Origin of the sequence: Rufibacter sp. DG15C, from assembly GCF_001577755.1 — a bacterium.
In the GTDB taxonomy this organism is placed as follows: Bacteria; Bacteroidota; Bacteroidia; order Cytophagales; family Hymenobacteraceae; genus Nibribacter.
In genome coordinates this window covers 31,432-50,934 of sequence record NZ_CP010776.1, presented here as the reverse complement: position 1 = coordinate 50,934, position 19,503 = coordinate 31,432, and the positions used below count along the sequence as shown (strand labels likewise).

Annotated in this window: 16 protein-coding genes; 4 read left to right on the top strand and 12 right to left on the bottom strand. The window is 49.4% G+C overall.

Annotated elements, in window-relative coordinates:
- Nucleotides 1-168: 168 nt before the first annotated feature.
- The 9 genes from TH61_RS00245 to TH61_RS00205 form a co-directional block, all read right to left on the bottom strand.
- On the bottom strand, nucleotides 169-1,023 hold the full coding sequence (locus TH61_RS00245) for a universal stress protein (protein ID WP_066504311.1): 855 nt from the start codon (nucleotides 1,021-1,023) through the stop codon (nucleotides 169-171).
- A gap of 560 nt (nucleotides 1,024-1,583) precedes the next feature.
- Complete coding sequence (locus TH61_RS00240; protein ID WP_066504303.1) at nucleotides 1,584-2,201, bottom strand: TlpA family protein disulfide reductase; 618 nt, start codon at nucleotides 2,199-2,201, stop codon at nucleotides 1,584-1,586.
- 28 nt (nucleotides 2,202-2,229) lie between these two features.
- Nucleotides 2,230-3,498: an MFS transporter gene (locus TH61_RS00235; RefSeq protein ID WP_066504294.1), complete on the bottom strand. Its 1,269-nt coding sequence runs from the start codon at nucleotides 3,496-3,498 to the stop codon at nucleotides 2,230-2,232.
- A gap of 81 nt (nucleotides 3,499-3,579) precedes the next feature.
- Entirely contained in the window at nucleotides 3,580-3,993 is a 414-nt protein-coding gene (locus TH61_RS00230) for a DUF6691 family protein (RefSeq protein WP_066504291.1), read from the bottom strand.
- 27 nt (nucleotides 3,994-4,020) lie between these two features.
- Complete coding sequence (locus tag TH61_RS00225; protein ID WP_066504288.1) at nucleotides 4,021-4,578, bottom strand: YeeE/YedE family protein; 558 nt, start codon at nucleotides 4,576-4,578, stop codon at nucleotides 4,021-4,023.
- Nucleotides 4,579-4,868: 290 nt separating this feature from the next.
- Nucleotides 4,869-5,720 carry a sulfite exporter TauE/SafE family protein gene (locus TH61_RS00220; RefSeq protein ID WP_066504285.1) on the bottom strand — a complete coding sequence of 284 codons (852 nt, stop codon included), beginning with the start codon at nucleotides 5,718-5,720 and terminating at the stop codon, nucleotides 4,869-4,871.
- A 78-nt stretch (nucleotides 5,721-5,798) separates the two neighbouring features.
- Nucleotides 5,799-6,449 carry a Crp/Fnr family transcriptional regulator gene (locus TH61_RS00215; RefSeq protein WP_066504283.1) on the bottom strand — a complete coding sequence of 217 codons (651 nt, stop codon included), beginning with the start codon at nucleotides 6,447-6,449 and terminating at the stop codon, nucleotides 5,799-5,801.
- A 232-nt stretch (nucleotides 6,450-6,681) separates the two neighbouring features.
- Nucleotides 6,682-8,025: a rhodanese-like domain-containing protein gene (locus tag TH61_RS00210; protein ID WP_066504280.1), complete on the bottom strand. Its 1,344-nt coding sequence runs from the start codon at nucleotides 8,023-8,025 to the stop codon at nucleotides 6,682-6,684.
- Nucleotides 8,026-8,257: 232 nt separating this feature from the next.
- On the bottom strand, nucleotides 8,258-8,710 hold the full coding sequence (locus TH61_RS00205; protein WP_066504277.1) for a DUF1569 domain-containing protein: 453 nt from the start codon (nucleotides 8,708-8,710) through the stop codon (nucleotides 8,258-8,260).
- A gap of 992 nt (nucleotides 8,711-9,702) precedes the next feature.
- Here TH61_RS00205 and TH61_RS00195 point away from each other — a divergent pair.
- From TH61_RS00195 to TH61_RS00185, 3 genes are read left to right on the top strand one after another with little or no spacing between them, the layout of a single operon-like run.
- The gene (locus TH61_RS00195) at nucleotides 9,703-10,785 is read left to right on the top strand and encodes an efflux RND transporter periplasmic adaptor subunit (RefSeq protein WP_066504271.1); all 1,083 of its coding nucleotides are present in this window, start codon (nucleotides 9,703-9,705) and stop codon (nucleotides 10,783-10,785) included.
- Nucleotides 10,786-10,811: 26 nt separating this feature from the next.
- A complete protein-coding gene (locus TH61_RS00190) occupies nucleotides 10,812-14,012 on the top strand; it encodes an efflux RND transporter permease subunit (protein WP_071887741.1) in 3,201 nt (1,066 codons plus the stop codon).
- Nucleotides 14,005-15,438, top strand: coding sequence for a TolC family protein (locus TH61_RS00185; RefSeq protein WP_066504261.1), 1,434 nt, complete (start codon nucleotides 14,005-14,007; stop codon nucleotides 15,436-15,438). Before TH61_RS00190 ends, TH61_RS00185 begins: the two co-directional genes overlap by 8 nt.
- A 199-nt stretch (nucleotides 15,439-15,637) precedes the next feature.
- On the opposite strand, the gene TH61_RS00180 is transcribed toward TH61_RS00185, so the two are convergent.
- The 3 genes from TH61_RS00180 to TH61_RS00170 all read right to left on the bottom strand — a co-directional run bounded on the left by TH61_RS00180 (nucleotide 15,638) and on the right by TH61_RS00170 (nucleotide 18,091).
- Nucleotides 15,638-15,994, bottom strand: coding sequence for a hypothetical protein (locus tag TH61_RS00180; protein WP_066504259.1), 357 nt, complete (start codon nucleotides 15,992-15,994; stop codon nucleotides 15,638-15,640).
- A gap of 593 nt (nucleotides 15,995-16,587) precedes the next feature.
- Nucleotides 16,588-17,655: an SDR family oxidoreductase gene (locus tag TH61_RS00175; RefSeq protein WP_066504257.1), complete on the bottom strand. Its 1,068-nt coding sequence runs from the start codon at nucleotides 17,653-17,655 to the stop codon at nucleotides 16,588-16,590.
- An 85-nt stretch (nucleotides 17,656-17,740) separates the two neighbouring features.
- Entirely contained in the window at nucleotides 17,741-18,091 is a 351-nt protein-coding gene (locus TH61_RS00170; RefSeq protein WP_066504254.1) for a helix-turn-helix domain-containing protein, read from the bottom strand.
- A gap of 247 nt (nucleotides 18,092-18,338) precedes the next feature.
- Between TH61_RS00170 and TH61_RS00165 the strand changes: the two genes are divergently transcribed.
- Nucleotides 18,339-19,472 (top strand): LLM class flavin-dependent oxidoreductase, encoded by a 1,134-nt coding sequence (locus TH61_RS00165; RefSeq protein ID WP_066504252.1) that lies wholly within the window; start codon nucleotides 18,339-18,341, stop codon nucleotides 19,470-19,472.
- Nucleotides 19,473-19,503 lie beyond the last annotated feature (31 nt).

Genomic DNA, 19,503 nt, shown 5'->3' with positions numbered 1-19,503 from the left:
CAATAAATGTTTTACTCTCTTGGCAGTTATTAAGTTAACATGGGTCTTCGGAGAATGTTATATAACACTTTGTTAAAAGCGTAGGCGTCCAATAAAGTACCTTCTCATTGAGCCAGATTAATACATTATACTGATAAAAATGAGGGGCAAAAGTTAAAGAGTTAATGCCTAGTGCTTGTAATGAATGACTAATAAAGGCAGTTGCGTATGCTGGGCCACTTTGGCAGCGTGGTCTTGCAGGAACAGGTGCTTCCAGAAGGAGCTTGGATGAAACCCCATCACCAGCATGTCTGCTTGGTGCTGGAGGCAGAATCTATTTATGCCTTCCTCTATATGAGGGCTGACCTCGTTGTAAAACGATGCCTTTGGATATGGGAGCCGCTTCTTGATCAAGTCCAGGTCGGCTTGGGCCAGGGGCGCAGAGTCTAGCAGTTCGTCGTTTTGAATATGTAAGAAGAGGAGTTCTGCTTCAAACAAGGCGGCCAGTTTTATCACAAAGCTCACCTCTGTGAAGGGTTCGCCCTTCAAGTCTGTGGCAAAGACAATTTTCTCTAGTGGCTTGAAAGGCGAATTGGGTGACACAATCAAAACCGGGCAAGGGGCGCACTCCAGCACGTCGGCCTCTACAGAGCCAATAAAAATGTCTTTCATTCCCTTTCTGCCTTCATTGCCGAGGACGATAAGATCTGCCTGTACTTCCTGGGCTACCTGGGCAATGGTTTCCCGTACCAACCCAAACCGTATTTCAGAATCATATTGAACCTGGGGCAGCTCAGAAGTTAAGCCCTGTAACATTTCTTTGAGGGTGTTCAGGCGGTCTAGCTGGGCCTGCCGTATGTTCTCATCCCGAACGGGAACTGCATAGGGAGTACCTCCATACGCGATGAAATCTGTGCCCGTCGGCTCAAATATGTTATGGAACAGCACCAACTTCGCCTCAATTTTATGGGCTAAGTCAGCTGCATACCGGGCCGCGTGGTCAGAGATGGGGGTAAAATCAACTAAACACAGAATCGTTTCCATGATACCAAGCTCCTTATGTGACTAGTGAAAAGTATGCATTAACCGCGCTGACTTCATCAACACACTTCCTGAAATTCCATGAATTGATGCTCTGGGACTATCGCTTTTTTCTAAGGCCGCAAACCGATGTTAAAAAGGAGAATAGTCTAAGGTGGGGAGAGCCAAATCGTGAACAGAAGCTAAAGGTCTAGAATAACAGCCTTTATGAGAGGAGGGCTTTACATGTAGCCGAACAGGCGAATAGGACGAGTTTTTGGACAGTAATAAAATCCGGCAAAATCCTAAGTAAAAGCTAAGCGTTTAACTGCCTTTTGCTTCCTGTCATACAGTAGCAAGTGGTGGGTTCAAAATTAATATACCCCGTAAATTGTGGTTAAGTTGTTAAATTTGAGATGAGTTAGGGTAATTGCCTTGGTAAAAAACACTCGCTTGCATTTTGCGCATATAGCATTGCTTTTAATACCCATGGTTTATTAAAAGCAATGCGTTCGTTTTTGGTCTGTTTTTCAGAAAATAGGCCAAAAATGAACGCATGAAAATAAACTATTTTAAAGGCAAGCTTACTTAGCCAGCTTCTGCAAGAAGTCGCGCACCTCTGGCGTGTCATACTCTGCCATGCCGTTTTGCTGGGCTACAATCTGGCCTTCGGGTGAAATAATGTAGGTGGTTGGGATGGCTGGACTGCTAAACTCTTCGGGCAGTTGGCTGGCGGGCATGTACACCGGGAACGTGAAGCCTTTCTTGGTGATGAACTTCTTTACCTTCTCGCTGCTTTTCTGGTCTACAGACAGCATCACAAACGCAATCTTATCTGATCCCACTTTCTCATACAGGCTTTGGATATTGGGCATCTCCGCGATGCACGGCGGGCACCAGGTGGCCCAAATATTCAAGAAGATGACCTTGCCCCTTAAAGACTCAAAAGACACCTTTTTGCCGTCTAAATCCTTCATTTGGAAGCCAGGCCCTGCCATGGGGACAGCTGACGAGGCAAGCGTAGCCGGAGTACTTGTAGCAACAACATGTACATCGGCATTCTTGAGACCAGTAGCTAGCAATAGGCGTTGGGCCTGGCCAAGGACTTCGGTATGCAGGCCAGTGGCGTACAGCAGGCCAAAAACGGCCAGCATGATGGCCCAGCCGGGTATGTTCTTAAATGAAAATCTTTCTTTGTTCAACGTCTTATGGATTAAAGGATGGGATGGTTTAGTTAGAACGGGTGTATAGGGCTGGTTCGCATACAGCGCTTGACCATAATCTTTTTTTGGTGCAGCACATGCGGACCTCAGAAGAAATCCCCGCGGCCAAGGTCAGTAGGGCCGTACCCAGCAGCACCGTCTCTAAGCTAAGCAAATCACTGAATACGCCCGCCGCCAAGGCCCCCGCCACATACCCGAAGTCGCGCCAGAACCGGAAGATGCCCAGGCTCTGCGGCCTCTGGGTTGGATGGGTGTTCTCTGCCACCACCGCCAAGAAATTAGGATACACCAGCGCCGTTCCCGCCCCCAAAAGGACCAAGGCAGTAATCAATACCGGGATGGCATCGGCAAAAAGCAACAACGCTATGGCAAGTCCCTGCAAGACCATGCCCAAGGTGAGCAACTGCTTTTTGCAGAAGACATCGCCTAACTTTCCCGTCACCAGCTGCCCCAGGCCCCAAACCACCGGATAAATACCGGCCAAGAGTCCAGTCTCTGCCAAGGAATAGCCTTTGGTGGCCAGGAGGATCGGTAGCAAGCCCCACAGGATGCCGTCGTTGAGATTATTGACGAAGCCGTTCAAGGTCACCGATCCTAGGTTGCCATGCCGCCAGGTAGTGTCTTTCCAGATGTTAGAAAGGAGCGGAATCTTGGTCTGCACCGCCTCTGTGTTGGCATGCGATTGAGTGTCCTTGACCAGAAAAACAGTGAGCAGCAACCCTAAGATAGAAAACCCGATGCCCGGCAGAAACGCATACGTCACGTGACCGGAGCGAGAGGCAATGTAGCCCGCCAGAAACGCTACAAGCCCCACCGCCAGGTAGCCGGCAAACTCATTGATGCCCATGGCCAGCCCTCGGTTCTTTTCGCCTACCAAGTCAATTTTCATGACCACCGTTGAGGACCAGGCCAAGCCCTGGTTTAAGCCCAGCAACACATTAGCAATGACGACCCAGCCCCAAGTCTGCGCGTAAAACAGCAGCCACGGCACCGGCAAGGCAAACAGCCAACCCAGGGTCAATAACTGCTTGCGGCTGTAGCGTTTGGCCAGTCGCCCCATCATGAGGTTGGCCAACGACTTAGCCACCCCAAACGCCACAATAAAGGACAGCAGCGCCGTATGCCCGCTCAGGTGGAATTCAGTCTCTGCGAACTCCGGAATCACGGACCTTTCCAGACCCACCATGGCGCCCACAAACCCATTGACCAGCACCAATAGCCAGAACTGCGCCGCGTTTTCTTTCAGTCCAAGCTTTGTTTCCGGAAGAATGCTCATAGAGATAGTGAATCAAGTAGAATATTCAATTAAACCGTTTTCGGCCTGTTTTCTGGAAAACAGGCCGAAAATGATAAAAGCTTAATGCGGCAATTTATCCTGAAGTACGCCATAGACAAAGGTGCCGGCAACGGCGCCCAAGATAGCCAGCAAGACAGGCCAGTAGGCGTAGCCCAGGTTCACGAACAACGGCCCAGGGCAAGCCCCCACCAGCGCCCAACCCAACCCGAAGAGGATGCCCCCCAGCAAGTACCTGGTCACTGACTTTTCTTTAGGCGTAAAAATAATGGGGTTGCCCTGGTAGTCGCGCAGGTTGTATTTTTTGATGAGGTACACGGCTATCACGCCCAGCACCACGGCCGTGCCAATGATACCGTACATATGGAATGCCTGGAACCGGAACATCTCCTGGATGCGGTACCATGAGATGGCCTCAGACTTGCTCATCACCACCCCGAAGAGAATCCCCGTCAATATGAATTTGAATCCTTTCATGTTTTTAAGTCTTTAAAGTTCTTACCTCTAGAAAATAAGCGGGTACAACAGGAACGTCATGATTAGGCCCCCAATGAAGAACCCAATCACCGCCACCAGTGATGGCCACTGCAGGTTAGACAAGCCACTGATGGCATGCCCAGAGGTGCACCCCCCCGCGTACCGTGAACCAAACCCAATCAAGAAGCCACCGCCCAATAAGAGTGCAATGGTCTTGAAACTGAAGAGCGATTCCCTCCCAAACAGCTCCTCGGGTTGCATGCCCTGCGGTGCCGCGAATCCCAGTTGCTGCAAGTCCTGAATGGTGGCCTCAGAAATCCGGACCGCCTCTCCGTTGGATAAAAACGTGGCCGAAAGCCAGCCCCCTATGATGGCACCAAGCAGGAAAAGAAGGTTCCAACGCTGGGCTTTCCAGTTATAGTCAAAGAACGGTAAATGCTTGCCCGCCCCGCAGGCCGCACAGATCACCCGCAGGTTAGAGGAAAATCCAAAGGACTTCCCGAAGAAAAGCATGATAACCATGATCAAGGCGATCACCGCCCCAGACACGTACCAGGGCCAGGGCTGACTGAGTGTTTCTAACATAAGTTTACTTCTAATAAGGAAGCCTTAAGCTTCTTTGGTTTCTATAGTTGTACTGTAATTGATTGATTAAACTAAGGCAGTTTGAAAGGTTAGATCATTATTTTCTGCCTCTAGAATCTTTACTCTTAATGAAAGCTACCCTCTCGTTTATGGCTTGTTTTCTGAAAAATAGCCCAAAAAACGCATGGGTTCGATTACCGGTTTTAAAATGAGTTCCCGTTTGCAAAGGTCGGGTAATTAAAAAGCTTTTTCAGTGACTTAGGTTACGCAAGCAGATTGCGGGGCCAATGTTAAAAGAAAAGCTCTTTCACGATGATATACACGCCCATCACCAGCACGAACCACCCAAACCCGGTCTTCAACTTATCAGCGTGGATCTTGGCCGAGAAGTAGGACCCGATGAAAATGCCCACGATGGAAAGCGAGGAGAAGACGCCCAGGAAGGCCCAATCCATCTCATAGTTGGCCACGTCACCCATAAACCCGAAGAGGGACTTGGCCGCGATGATGAGCAATGACGTGCCCACCGCCATCTTCATGTCCAGCTTGGAGAACAGCACCAGCGCCGGGATGATCAAAAAGCCCCCGCCGGCGCCCACCAAACCAGTGAGAGTACCTACAAGCGCGCCTTCGGCTAAAATGCCAGCGTAGTTGAACTTGGGTTTTGGGTGAAGTTCTGTGTTGCTGTTCTCCATAAGAAGGTCATGGTCCAGGTTTTCGTCTATGGTCACGTCGCCGTTCACCTTGCGGTTTTGGCTAATCATGCTGATGGAGGCGAAGACCATCAAGCCAGCGAACAGAAGCATGAGCAAGATGCCTTTGGTGACTTCCCACCCACCTACCGTGAAGATACTTTCTGGGATGGCGGGCACAATGTAGCGGCGGGTGGCATACACGGCCGCAATGGACGGCAGACCAAACACCAGCGCCGTTTTCAAGCTAACCAAGCCCTGTTTGTAAAAACGGTAACTACCCACCAAACTGGTTAAGCCCACAATGAAAAGCGAGTAGGCGGTGGAAATAACAGGGTTCAAGCCCAACAAATACACCAGCGCCGGCACCGTCAAGATAGACCCGCCGCCGCCAATTAAACCCAGTGAAACGTCAATGAGCAGTGCCGCCAGATATCCAAGTATTTCCATGTTTTTGCAGTGATTTTTTGATGAACACTACAAAGGTAGGGCAGGCGGGAGCGGGGCACAGTGACTATAGTCACACTCCTAAAAAAGGTCCAGATTTTTAAGCTCAATGAAGTTGCGGTGCAGGACCACGGCGCCAGTCTGCTCCAGTTTCTTTAAAAGCCTTGAGATGACCTCGCGGGAACTGTTGAGTTCCTCGGCTATCTGCTGATGTGACAGGCGCACCTCTGGACCCATCACTTTCTGGTGACGCTTCAGGTAAAAGACCAGCCGCGCATCCAGGCTCTTGAACACAATGCTGTCCAGGGTTTGGAGAAGTTCGTCAAACCGGGCGCGATAAGAGGCAATGATGAAGTTGTGCCAGCTGGGGTATTTAGCCAGCCACGCTTCTGAGACGGGCGCCGGAATCATGAGAACCTGAGCGGGCGTCACGGCTTTGGCCAGTACCTGGCTTTGTTCATTGCGGGCGGCGCACATCATAGACAATGCACAGGCACTGCCACTTTCCAGGTAATACATCAGTAACTCGCCTCCTTCCTCATCCTCGCGGTATACTTTCACCAACCCGTCCAGCACCAGCACATTAGACTTCAAGAACTGGCCTGTTCTAAGGGCTTCCTCTTCGGGTTGTAATTGTTTAAGGACGCCTGCCTGGGCAATCTCTTGGAGCAACGCTGGCTCTAGCTGCGGAAATCTTTTCTGGATGGTGGCAACGGTCTCTTGGTCTAGCATAGGGTTGAATGCTGTATGTGAGCTTTTGGGTTGGTGTTGTTAATCAGGCCCTAGTTATATACTTCTGTAAATCGTTTTTGGTCTGTTTTCTGAAAAAGAGGCCAAAAACGGAAGGACAGTCGCACCATCAGCTTTTCCCTTTTTCACTACCTGATTGGTGAAAACATCTCTCAGAGAAAAGCCTGTGCCCACCAATAAAAGTGAACTCAGGCTTTAAATTATCTAAAAGGCCTTACAAAGGTCTGAATTCATTGATGGCCTCACTCAAATCAAAGACTTTGGCGGTGGGCAGAGCGGCCTCTACTATGCTGCTGCCCGCCGCCGAGCGGTAGCCGCCGGCGCAGTGAATCACCACCGGCTTGTCTGTGGGGATTTCCATTGCGCGCTCCCGCAACTCTGGCAAGGGAATGTTTAAGGCGTTGGCAAAGTATTTCTTATCCTTCACCTCAGAAGCGTTCCGGAGGTCCACGATGGTGTAATGCTCTGGATGTTCCTTGAACCTTGCCACATCCATCTCAGGCGAAGCAACAGCAGCCACGGCGTCCATCACAAAAGCTCCTTTGATCTTGCTTTCATAGCCAATTCTGGAGGCTTTATCAATCAGCTCATCCAATGTTTTATCGTCCTGGGCCAACAAATAGAAGGTCTCTTTAGGATCCACAATGCTGCCCAGCCAGGTCTCAAACTTGCCGCCGTTCTGGAGGTTGTAGGCGCCGGCCAGATGGCCTTTCTTGAATTCTGCTTGGGGGCGCGCATCTATAATCAAGGCATCTTTCTCCGGTTTGGAATTCTTCTCTAGTCGCTTGACGGCCAGTAGGCTTTCCTGGTAGTTGGGCGCGCCCTGCTTGTTCAAAGCCACGTCATACCCGAAGTACTTGGGAATAAACGGCTGGTCAGAGGTGAGGTAGGTGACAAACTGGTCCTCGGTCATGTCCTGCAGGGCCGGGTTGCTGCGCTTTTCTTGCCCAATGGTGCTGCTGTTGGCCTCGCTCAGGGCTTTTCCGCAGAGGGTGCCGGCGCCGTGCGCGGGGTAGACTACTACGTCATCCGCCAGGTACATGAGTTTCTCACGGGTGCTGTGGTACATCTGCCTGGCCAGCTCCTCGCGCTTGGCGGTAAGGTTTCCGGCGTTCTCGCGCAGGTCGGGGCGGCCCACGTCGCCAATGAACAGGGTGTCACCGGTGAAGACGGCCTTGTCTTTTCCATCATGCTCCAAGACAATGCTGATGCTGTCTGGTGAGTGGCCGGGCGTGTGTAGGGACTTGAGTTTTATCTTGCCAATTTCTAGGACTACACCCTCGTCAAATGCGGTATGTGGGTAGTCGGCGCCTACCAAGCTGTGAGTGTAAATAATGGCGCCGGTCTGTTGGTGAATCTCCAGATGCGAGCTCACAAAGTCGGCGTGCGGATGGGTTTCTATCACGCCTACAATGGTAGCGCCTTGCTCTTGGGCAAAGTCATAGTAAGGTTGCGGGTTGCGGGCAGGGTCTACTAATACCACTTGCTTCTGGCATTCGCTTAAAATGGCGTAGGAGTAGTGCGCCAAGCCCTTGTCTTCAAACTGCTGTATCTTCATGGTGCTTCGTCATTTTGATGAATACTCCCACAAAAATAAGGTATGCAACCAAGGCGTTCAGTGACTTTGGTTACATAAGCGGTGGATGGCAGAAAAGTGTTGACTAATTAAGCAAGAAGGAGCCAGCCTGCGTCAGCAAGATGCTTATAGAGCTACGCCGTTTTTGGCCTGATTTCCGGAAATCAGGCCAAAAACGGCGTAGTGGTTTGTTCAAGAATAAATATCGGCAAGGCTACACGCCAAATTGCCGAAGGTGGTGGTCCAAATGCTTATAGAACATGTTGTTCCATTCCTGGCTTTTCAGTTTCCCGAAGGAGTGGGATTCCTTGCCCTCAAAATGGGCTTCGCCTAGGGCCTGGGTTTGCTGGATGTGCCTTATCAAACGTGCCTTCTCTTGTTCAAAATCCTTGGTGTCTTTGATGAGAAACTGCTTGGCCGTGTGGCTGTTGTGCTTGTACGGTTTTTCACTTACCACTATGGGCTTGACCAAGAGGTTCAGGATAAACCGCATGAAGGCGTTGGGTTTGGGGTGCTTGTCTTCATACACCATTTCATAGGTCACGTTGCAATGCGCCAGCATCTGGCTTACCGTCATGCTGCCCCACAGCGGCTGGCTGGCAGGCGTTAGCTGGTTGATGCGTTGGATGATTTCTTCTGTGACAGCCTGGGTGAAGATGTTTTTCATGGAATAGCGGAGCTCGTTTGCTTGTGGGGATGAAGTTATGGAATAATTTGAATTTCTCGTTTTTGGGCTGTTTTCTGAGAACCAGGCCAAAAACGCAAAATCTGGTGACAGACTTTCTGGGCAGACTTGCCATAGAGCGGTTGGTAAAAGCCAGCTATTGCTAAAGATGAACGGGTAAGTAGGTAGGCCTGACAACTTTATAGTTTTCAATTATTAAATTTGGCTTGCTTGGCAATCTCACAGACCTACTGTACTTTTGCGCCCTAGATGACAAAGGCATTCCTGAAATATCTTCTGATGCTGTGTATCCTGCTGTCCAGCGGATACAGTCTTCTTTATGCCCAATCCCCAGCGGTTGCTTCTTTTTCTCCCATTCAGCTTCTCCAAGATTCTTTTACTGGAGAAAACGTGGGCTCCTCCCAGCATGACCAGTTGCCTTTCTTTAAGGCCGTCACGCCTGACGCAGAAAAGGGTTTGTCTTTCTTGTACTCCACAGAAAGTGAGATAGAAGAAGATGAACTGGCTTTCTTTAAGAAGGTTTTAGAGTCCAGCTCTTATTTCACTGCCCTTCTTTACGTTCATATCATTGCATTTCTGCTGGGCAGCCTTGCCTGTGTCTTACGGTTCTGTCAGCAGTTTTCTTTTTTCTCCACCCACAGATTGTATTTACTATTCGGAGTCTTCCGGGTATGAGATAACCCTTTTTACAGGTAAACCCATTTACCTGCGCCACATTCTGCCTGTACCGGTGGGTGTGTCTCTGATGGCAGCAGCCACCTAGAGAGATTTTTCTTATACCTTCTTAATTAGTCTTTAGGCAGTTCCTTTTCCCTTAGGGGATGGTAAGGAAGCAACATCATGTGTTGTGTTTACCGCCTTTCACCTTTCCTTATTATTTCTACTTGTTCTGCGTCAGGTGTGTTTACGCTAGCTTGGGCGCGCTCTGTAGCATTCTACAAATTCCTTAACTATTTCTTTTAACCCAAATTACCATGAAGAGAATTTTCATGCTTCTGAGTTTGAGCGCCTTGTTGTTTCATACAGGCTGTGAGTCAAAAAAAGAGGCAAAGGAGGAGGAAACTGAGTTTTTAGTGACCAGCCCCCTCCAAAAAGACACCTTGATCACCAAGGAGTATGTAGGCCAGGTCCATGCCATTAGCCACATTGAGGTGAGGGCGCTGGAGAAAGGCTACCTGCAAAAAATCTTTGTAGATGAAGGGCAGCTGGTAAAGAAGGGACAACTCATGTTCCAGATCATGCCCACCATGTACCAGGCCGAACTACAAAAGGCCCAGGCCGAAGCCAGCTTTGCTCAGATAGAGTACCAAAACACCAAGAAACTGGCTTCCAGCAACATTGTGTCTCCTAATGAACTGGCCATGGCCCAAGCCAAATTGAACAAAGCCAAAGCCGAAGTTTCCCTGGCCCGCGTGCACTTAGGATTTACGCAGATAAGAGCGCCCTTTGACGGCATCATGGACCATTTTGAGGTGCGTCTGGGTAGCTTGGTAGACGAGGGCGAGTTGATGACCACCCTGTCAGACAATAGCCAGATGTGGGTGTATTTCAACGTGCCAGAGACTGAGTACCTAGACTACAAGACCACGCAGCAAAGCAACAACATTAAACATGTGAAGCTGGTGATGGCCAACCAACAGGTGTTTGACTACCCGGGCATAGTGGAAACCATTGAAGCCGACTTTAACAACGAGACCGGCAACATTGCGTTCAGGGCCACTTTCCCTAATCCCAAAGGACTGTTGCGCCATGGGTCTACCGGTAATGTGCGCATGGAAGTGCCTATGACGAACGCGCTGTTGATTCCGCAGAAAACCACCTTTGAGGTCTTGGACAAAAAGTACGTCTACGTGCTGGACAAGCACAATGTGCTCCACTCCAGAGAGATCACCGTAGCCGCCGAACTGCCTCACCTTTATGTAGTGCAAAAGGGATTGGCAGTAGGAGATAAAATCTTGCTGGAAGGTTTGCGCTTGGTGAAGGAGAACGAGAAGATCCACTCCAAGTTTGTAGAGCCGGGTAAGGTAATGTCTCAGTTAGAATTGTATGCGGAGTAGGTCTCTATTCCCTAAAACCAGAAGACATGTTTAGTAAATTTATCCATAGACCCGTATTCGCGATTGTAATATCGGTCATGATTGTTTTTGTGGGGGGCTTGGCCATCAAGCAACTGCCCATCTCACAGTTCCCAGACATTGCACCTACCACGGTCAATATCTTCATTGCCTACCCGGGCTCCAGTGCCGATGTGTTGGTGAACTCCACGCTCATCACGCTAGAGCAGGCCATCAACGGGGTAGAAGGCATGCGCTACATTGCCTCAGATGCCACCAGTGCCGGGGAGGCCACGCTCAGGATCATCTTTGAGCCGGGCACCGACCCCAATGACGCGGTAGTCAGGGTAAAAACCAGGGTGGACCAGGTAATGCCGCTCTTACCCGAACTGGTGCAGCGCGAAGGGGTGGTGATTACGCCCATCCAGCCAAGTATGTTGATGTACGTCAACCTCTACTCCAAGGAAAAGAGCATGGATGAGAAGTTCCTGTTCAACTACGCTACCGTCAAGATGATCCCAGAGATTCAACGGATTAAAGGCGTGGCTAGGGCGCAGATTTTAGGTAGCCGCCGCTATGCCATGCGGGTTTGGTTGAACCCAGACCGTATGCGCGCCTATAAAATCTCTGTGGAAGAGGTGATGGAAGCCCTAGCCGAGCAAAGCATCATTGGCCGTCCGGGCCGTCTGGGGCAAAGCTCTGGTATTGCCGCGCAGTCTTTGGAATATGTGCTTACCTACAAAGGGCGCTACAACAAACCGGTAGAATATGAAGGCATCATCATCCGGGCCAACGCCGAAGGGGAGAGTATTCGTTTGAAGGACATTGCCACCGTTGAGTTAGGCAGTGAGTTCTTTGATATTTACTCCACCATGGATGGCAAGCCATCGGCGGCCATTGTGTTAAAGCAGAACTACGGTAGTAACGCCAGTGACGTGATCGCTGATGTTAAAAGCCAATTAGAGGAAATGAAAGCCTCTTTCCCGCCGGGCATGGACTATAAAATCAGCTATGACGTGTCTCAATTCCTAGACGCGTCTATTGAGCAGGTAATGCACACGTTAAGAGATGCGTTTATCTTGGTGGCCTTGGTGGTGTTTATCTTCTTAGGCGATTGGCGTTCAACCCTTATTCCTATTCTAGCCGTGCCGGTGTCCTTGATTGGGGCGTTCTTTGTGATTCAGTTCTTTGGGCTTTCCATTAACCTCATCACGCTGTTTGCGCTGGTATTGGCCATTGGTATTGTGGTAGATAATGCCATTGTAGTTGTGGAGGCGGTGCACGCTAAGATGGAGGAAACCAACCTCTCGCCTTACAAAGCGACCATAGAAGTGTTGCGTGAAATTGGTGGGGCCATTATTGCCATTACCTTGGTCATGACCGCAGTATTCATTCCATTGCTGTTCATGTCAGGTCCGGTGGGGATTTTCTATCGGCAGTTCTCCATCACCATGGCCAGTTCTATTGTCATTTCAGCGGTGATTGCCCTTACACTCACGCCCGTGCTGTGTGCCATGTTGTTGAAGAACAACCACGGCAAACCCCAAAAGAAAAACCCATTGACCAAAGCGCTTGACGGGTTTAACAGAGGTTTTGAGAAGTTGACGGGTAGATACGTGGGCTTGCTACGATCTATCGTGAGCCGAAGATGGTTGACGTGGGCCATTCTCCTAGCGTTTGGAGTGGGTATCTTCTTTGAAAACAAGGTGCTGCCCGCAGGTTTCATCCCGAATGAAGACCAGGGTACCATTTACGCCATTGTGCAAACGCCGCCGGGCTCTACCTTAGAAACTACCAATCAAGTGTCCCATAGGCTACAGAAAATCTGTGAGGAGATTGAAGGAGTGGAGTCTGTGTCTTCTTTGGCTGGGTATGAGATCATGACCGAAGGCCGCGGATCTAACGCGGGTACCTGTTTGATCAACTTAAAGCCATGGTCTGACCGCGAGCATACCGTGAAGGAGATCATGGAGGAACTGGAGGAAAAATCCAAAGGATTGGGTGCCGTGGTGGAGTTCTTTGAGCCGCCAGCCATTCCAGGGTTCGGGTCTTCTGGTGGTTTCTCCATGCGTCTACTGGATAAGAACTCAGACACAGATTACCATGAGTTTGACAAGATCAACAAGGAATTCATGAACAACTTGAGCAAGCGGAAAGAGTTGACGGGCTTGTTCACTTTCTTCGCGGCCAACTATCCGCAGTATGAGCTGGAGATTGACAATGACCTGGCCATGCAAAAAGGAGTGTCTATTGGCAAGGCCATGGAGAACCTGAACATTTTGATTGGTAGTACCTATGAACAGGGCTTTATCAAGTTCAACCAGTTCTTCAAGGTATACGTGCAGTCAGACCCTAAATTCAGAAGGCTTCCATCAGACATCTTAAACCTGTTTGTGAAGAATGATCAGGGAGAAATGGTGCCGTATTCAGCGTTTATGAAGCTCAAGAAAACGCAAGGCCCTAATGAGGTAACCCGTTTCAACTTGTACAACTCAGCGTCCATTCAAGGGCTGCCGGCCAAAGGCTATACCACGGCAGACGCTATCCAGGCCATTCAGGAAGTGGCCGCCACTTCGTTACCCAAAGGCTATGACATTGCCTGGGAAGGTCTCTCTTATGATGAGTCCATCAGGGGCAATGAGTCCTTGTATGTATTCCTGGTGGTGTTGTTGTTCGTCTACTTTGTGTTGGCCGCGCAGTATGAGAGCTTTATCATTCCGTTTGCAGTGGTGCTTTCCTTGCCCGTCGGGATTTTTGGATCATTCCTGTTGCTGAAGCTGATGGGGTTGGAAAACAACATCTATGCCCAAGTGGGGATGATCATGCTGGTGGGTCTGCTAGGTAAAAACGCGGTATTGATTGTGGAGTTTGCGGTGCAGAAGCGTCTGCAGGGAGCCACCATTCTGGAGGCCGCCATTGAAGGGGCCAAGGTGCGTTTCCGTCCTATCCTCATGACCTCTTTCGCTTTTGTGGCTGGCTTGATTCCTTTGATCGTGGCCACCGGGGCCGGTGCCATTGGTAACAGAACCATTGGCGCTTCTGCCTTGGGCGGTATGTTGTTCGGGACCATTTTTGGGGTAGTGATCATCCCAGGCCTGTACTACATCTTCGCGAAGATGGCAGACGGCCGTCACCTCATCAGAGATGAACATGAGACGCCTTTGACCGAAGGATATGTCTACGCCGATGATAGTTTCCCGCTCATTAATGAAAGTGAAAACCATGTATAAAAATAGCATAGCAAAATGGGCAGGGATAGCTTTTATTACCGTTGCCTTTACAGCCTGTAGTTTGCCAAACTTGGTGCAAAAAACAGCCAATACCTCTGTTCCTGCCAGTTATTCCAACTCGCAGGACACTACCAACACTGGTAAGACTAGGTGGCAGGAGTTTTTTGCAGATCCTAACCTGACTGCTTTGATAGATACGGCGCTGCAAAACAACCAAGAACTAAACATTACCCTGCAGGAAATCCAGATTGCCCAAAACGAAGTACGGGTAAGAAAAGGAGAATACCTGCCATCGGTGGGATTGCGCGGTGGTGCGGGGGTTGAGAAGGTGGCTAGGTTCACCAACATTGGGGCCATGGAAGCCACCACCGAGATGGAACCGGGCCGCGAAATGCCCGAGCCGCTCACAGATATCATGGGTGGGGCTTACGCCACTTGGGAAGTGGACATCTGGCACAAGCTGCGCAACGCTCGCAAATCTGCCGTGAACCGGTACCTGGCCAGTATAGAAGGTAGAAACTTCATGGTTACTAACTTGATTGCTGAGATAGCCAATTCCTATTATGAGTTACTGGCTCTGGACAATCAATTGGCCATTGTGCAACAGAATATGAAGCTGCAAAGCAATGCCCTGGAGATTGTGAAAGTGCAGAAGGAGGCGGCCAGGGCCACAGAATTAGCGGTGCGCCGGTTCCAGGCGCAGGTTCTACACACCCAAAGTCTGCAGTATGATATCCAACAGAAGATTGTAGAGACTGAGAACCGAATTAACTTTCTGGTGGGCCGTTTCCCGCAGCCGGTGCAGCGAGGCAGTCAGACCTTTGAAAATTTAGTTCCTAAAGCGATTCAAGCTGGTTTACCAGCACAATTGTTGACCAACCGGCCAGACATTAAGCAGGCAGCGTTACAACTAGAAGCGGCTAAGTTAGATGTGCAGGTAGCCAAAGCAAGGTTCTATCCTTCGCTGGGGCTTTCGGCGGGCATAGGATTGCAAGCATTCAGCCCAAGTCATTTGATTGATCCAGAATCCATCCTGTTTTCTTTAGTGGGAGATATTACTGCCCCCTTGGTGAACAAGAATGCCATCAAAGCCATGTATTTAGGAGCTAATGCCGAGCAGCTACAGGCGGTTTACAACTATGAGCGTACCATGCTCAACGCAAACATAGAGGTGGTCAACCAACTGGCTAAGATCAGTAACCTTGAGAAGAGTTATACCTTAAAGGCTAAGGAAGTAGAAGCGCTAGCCCAGTCCGTAGACATTTCCAATCAGTTGTTTAGGTCTGCCCGGGCAGATTATCTGGAGGTGTTACTTACCCAGCGGGAAGCCTTAGAGTCAAGGTTTGACCTGATTGAAACCAAAATGCAGCAAATGAATGCCATGGTGAACATCTACCGGGCACTAGGAGGCGGCTGGAATCAATGATAATTCAATGTAGCTTTCCGTTGAAAGCGGCCAATACTTTGTGCAGGGAGCGTTATTTTACTTATCAGTAATTTTATGCTACCTGTTTCAAATTAAAATTCAGGGTGCTAAATAGAGGACTTTAACTTAGTTATAGAAAAAGCCTTGCAGACGCTAGTTTGCAAGGCTTTTTTGAATATTTCATTAAAAGGACCCAAGCCTAGTCATTGAGGTCGCGGGAGTCCGTGGTAATGGAGTTGTCTGGCGCGATGGTGATGTCGTACTCGTGGCACTGGTCCATCTGCACGGTCTTCACTACCTCCGCCTTGTCAACCGTAATGGTGAAGGTGACCGCGCCCGCCGCGTACTGCCTAGCGGCAGAGGTGGTGCCAGCTGGCACGTTGTTGAGGTTCTCTGTGTTGCCGTTGGAGGTCTTGATTTGCACGCTGGCTTCCTTGGTGCCTCTGTTGATGACGCGCGCGCTTGGGTTCTCGTCGTCGCACTTGTCGCATCCAGTCAGTACTGCCAAAGACAACCCCGTGGCAAGAACAGTAATAAGGGTTTTGAAAGGTTTCATATTGGTTGTTGAAGTTATGCTGCAAGCTCCTTTATAAGACCGCCTTGACTTGTTGCAGTACAATAATGGATTTACAGCTTACAAAGCTAACTATTCTATCTGGGTATGAAAGGGGAAAGGTAAGGGGCCCAAATCTATAATTTGCACTCAAACAAAAAAGCCACTGATTAATCAGTGGCTTTTTTGTTTGAGCACCCAGAGCCGTTCTTCACTGGGATTTTAGCATTTATAAAGTCTTGTAAACAAAGGTTTTGAGCAGGTTATAAGTGTTGTTGATATTGTAGAATAAATGTAAAAATAATTTACCCTAAGTTTTGCCGCCTTTTCTGCCACCTAGTCTTTATGCGATAGTTGAGCTTTAATTAGTGGTAGATAATCCTTATCCTTAATTTCAGTGTTGAATACAAGTACCTTACTAATGATATTAAAGAAGAAATTGATTTTCTGTAATAGCCTCAACTGAACAAAACAATCATAATAAGTAAGCCATTTTCACTTCCAATTACAGATTTCTATAAAGTTTCAAGGTGGCAGGTCCATCCATCTCGTCTTCATATGAGATGCTGGTTCCTTTGCGTCAATGAAAGGTGGAATTAAGGAATTAACCGGTCAGTGCGCAAGCGGGTGAACAAGTCAAAAAAGGATTCCTCGGTATTCTGGAACTCCAAAAACCCTGATTTGCGGCTCTTGGACATGTCGGTCATCACTTCAACAGGGCGCCCCAAATCCAAGTCTGTGTGCCAAGCGGAGGCAAGCTTGTCCAAATTAGGTTCTAGTAAATTATGCCGCTTTGCTATCTCACGCCAGACTGGGGCATCATTGGCTAATTCAGGTTCCAGAGGACGAATGACACCGTCAAACCCCTTTGCCTCTACACCAAACCAATTAGCAAGGCGCGGCCACAACCATTTCCATCTGAAGTAATCTCCGTTTACTATATTGAAAGCCTCATTTCGGGCACTTTCGGTGGTGGATGCCCAAACCAAGTGCTTTGCCAATACCCGTGCATCTGTCACGTCAGAAAGGCCGGTCCATTGCGCCTCAGAACCTGGGAACTGGAAAGGACGCCCAGTCTCCTTGCAAATGGTGGCATATACCGCGAGGGTAGTGCCCAGGTTCATCTGGTTGCCTACCGCTTTTCCTATTACTGTGTGAGGCCGATGGATGCTCCAGGTGAAACCATCACGTGCCGCAGCGGCAAATACCTCATCTTCTTGGGCGTAATAAAAGTTCTCAATGTCTAACCGGGGTTGTTCCTCGCGCAAGGGTGTTTCTGGTAAAAAGCCCTGTTGGGCGTACGCCTCAAAAGGCCCTAGGTAATGCTTGAGCCCTGTTACCAACGCCATGTGCTGCACAGATTTTTGAGGAGCCAGTGCCTTCAACAGGTTCCTAACCATGGCACCATTCACCCTAATATTTTCAGCCTCCGTGTCCATGCGGGACCAACTGGTGAAAAACACATGCGTAGGTGCAATATTGGCGAGTGCGGTTGCCAGACTCTCGGGGTTTAACAGGTCTGCAGCTATTGGCAATAAACCCTCCATTCTAATGTATGGGTTTCTTGCCAATCCATAAGTAATCCACCCTTGCTTTAACAATTCCTGGGCAAGGTTGCTACCCGTTATTCCGGTTATCCCCACCACCAACGCTACTTTGCTCATATTTCAACTGTCAGTTTTAAATGCCTAAAGGGTATAAGTACGTCATTTAGTTTGCAGGAGCTACTGACATTTGAGAAATCCTGGTTTATGGCTTGCTGAAAATCCTCTCCCGGTGGGTAAGACCCCAAACCTTTAAGGCCTGGATGATGGGAGTCAGGGTATCGGCGTAGGGTTCGGGCTTATACAGGATCTTCACCGGGTAATCCTCTATTACCACCCGCTTTATCAACTGATGCTGCTCCAGGTCTTTGAGTTCCTTGGCTAAGACTTTTGGAGAGATCCCGGGGATGCTCTCCTGGATGTCGGTGAACCGCTCATTGCCGGCACCCAGGGAGATGATGATGGCCAGCTTCCATTTTCCGTTGATCACGTCAATCGCATCCCGCACCGGCTTCACCGTGTCCAAGCAGGACAGGTATCCCATTTTATTGGCCATATGTCTTGAAATAAGTGATTCCACTTTCCTTTAGGAAAGTACTATACAAAGGTAAGTTAATGTCCGTACTTTTGCAACCGTCTATTCATCTGTAGCTCATTGCTTTGTAGGGGATGTAAAATGGGAAAGGTTTCATGGCCTAGCTAAACATCAATCCCAAGAATGATCGGGTATCACTGAATAGGCACTTGCCACTTGATTGTTAGAATTCTAGGCAAACCCACTGAACCTTATAAGCCCGGACGTTATGAGTAAGAGAAAGAAACTGAAGATGGGGGCCGTCTTGGACGGCTTGGGGTGGAACCACATGGCTTGGCAGCACCCTGATATGCCCGCAGATGCAAGTGAGAGCATCGATTTTTACGTGCAGCAAGCCCAGCTTGCCGAGGCCGCCAAGTTTGACACACTCTTTCTGGTGGATGTGAGCCATGTGGGCCCTGGCAATATTCCCCATTACCTCAGCATGTTTGAGGGCGTCAGCATCATGTCAGCCCTTAGCATGAAAACTAAAAGTATAGGATTGTCTGCCACCATTGCCTCCTCATACGGTGATCCTTACAGCGCCGCCCGGCAGATCCTGTCGCTGGATAAGATAAGTAAGGGGCGAGCCTCCCTCAATGCCATCACCTCCAATCCGGGCGGAATGGTGAATTTCAGCCGTGGGCATCTGGGTAAGGAGGACCAGTATCCCATGAACAAGGAGTTCATGGAGATCCTGATTGGTCTATGGGACACTTATGAAGAGGATGCCTTTATCCGCGACAAAGCCCGGGGGATTTATTTAGACCACCGCAAGATGCATACATTAAATTACCGGGGAGACTATTTCTCCGTTGACGGACCACTGAACCTTAGCCGTTCGGTGCAGGGAAGGCCGGTGCTGTATACGGCGGGTACCTCCGAGAAATTCATCGAGCATGCCACCAGTTACACGGACGGTGCCTTTACGCATGGCGAAACGCTGGAAGCCACAGTGGCCGTGGCAGGCAGGATACGGAAAAAGCTGGCAGAAAAAGGCCGGAAATCCGAGGACTTTATCATAGCCATCTCTCAGAACCCAATTGTGGGGAGAACAGATAAGGAGGCCTTAGAGAAGTATATGGAATTGTTGAGCCTTCGCCCAAGAAACAGCTTACCTACCCCTCTGTTTTTCGGTTCGGCCGAAACGGTTGCCGACAAGGTCCAGCTTTGGTACGAGGCCGGGGCAATGGATATGTTCATGATAAGGCAGGACCACCCACACGGGCAGCGTGACTTTATAGAACTGGTTGTTCCCATTCTCCAAGAGCGCGAAATATTCAGGACGGAATACGAGGCTGATACCCTCAGGGGAAACCTGGAGATTCCGAAGCCGGCTTTCAGAAAAGTCAGTGCTGGTTAAACGCAAACGAACCCCTTTTTGCTTGCCCGTC

Coding starts and splice junctions, on each gene's coding strand:
- TH61_RS00245 (WP_066504311.1), bottom strand. CDS start 1,023: ATGGAAACGATTCTGTGTTTAGTTGATTTTACCCCCATCTCTGACCAC.
- TH61_RS00235 (WP_066504294.1), bottom strand. CDS start 3,498: ATGAGCATTCTTCCGGAAACAAAGCTTGGACTGAAAGAAAACGCGGCG.
- TH61_RS00230 (WP_066504291.1), bottom strand. CDS start 3,993: ATGAAAGGATTCAAATTCATATTGACGGGGATTCTCTTCGGGGTGGTG.
- TH61_RS00225 (WP_066504288.1), bottom strand. CDS start 4,578: ATGTTAGAAACACTCAGTCAGCCCTGGCCCTGGTACGTGTCTGGGGCG.
- TH61_RS00220 (WP_066504285.1), bottom strand. CDS start 5,720: ATGGAAATACTTGGATATCTGGCGGCACTGCTCATTGACGTTTCACTG.
- TH61_RS00215 (WP_066504283.1), bottom strand. CDS start 6,449: ATGCTAGACCAAGAGACCGTTGCCACCATCCAGAAAAGATTTCCGCAG.
- TH61_RS00210 (WP_066504280.1), bottom strand. CDS start 8,025: ATGAAGATACAGCAGTTTGAAGACAAGGGCTTGGCGCACTACTCCTAC.
- TH61_RS00205 (WP_066504277.1), bottom strand. CDS start 8,710: ATGAAAAACATCTTCACCCAGGCTGTCACAGAAGAAATCATCCAACGC.
- TH61_RS00195 (WP_066504271.1), top strand. CDS start 9,703: ATGAAGAGAATTTTCATGCTTCTGAGTTTGAGCGCCTTGTTGTTTCAT.
- TH61_RS00190 (WP_071887741.1), top strand. CDS start 10,812: ATGTTTAGTAAATTTATCCATAGACCCGTATTCGCGATTGTAATATCG.
- TH61_RS00185 (WP_066504261.1), top strand. CDS start 14,005: ATGTATAAAAATAGCATAGCAAAATGGGCAGGGATAGCTTTTATTACC.
- TH61_RS00180 (WP_066504259.1), bottom strand. CDS start 15,994: ATGAAACCTTTCAAAACCCTTATTACTGTTCTTGCCACGGGGTTGTCT.
- TH61_RS00175 (WP_066504257.1), bottom strand. CDS start 17,655: ATGAGCAAAGTAGCGTTGGTGGTGGGGATAACCGGAATAACGGGTAGC.
- TH61_RS00170 (WP_066504254.1), bottom strand. CDS start 18,091: ATGGCCAATAAAATGGGATACCTGTCCTGCTTGGACACGGTGAAGCCG.
- TH61_RS00165 (WP_066504252.1), top strand. CDS start 18,339: ATGAGTAAGAGAAAGAAACTGAAGATGGGGGCCGTCTTGGACGGCTTG.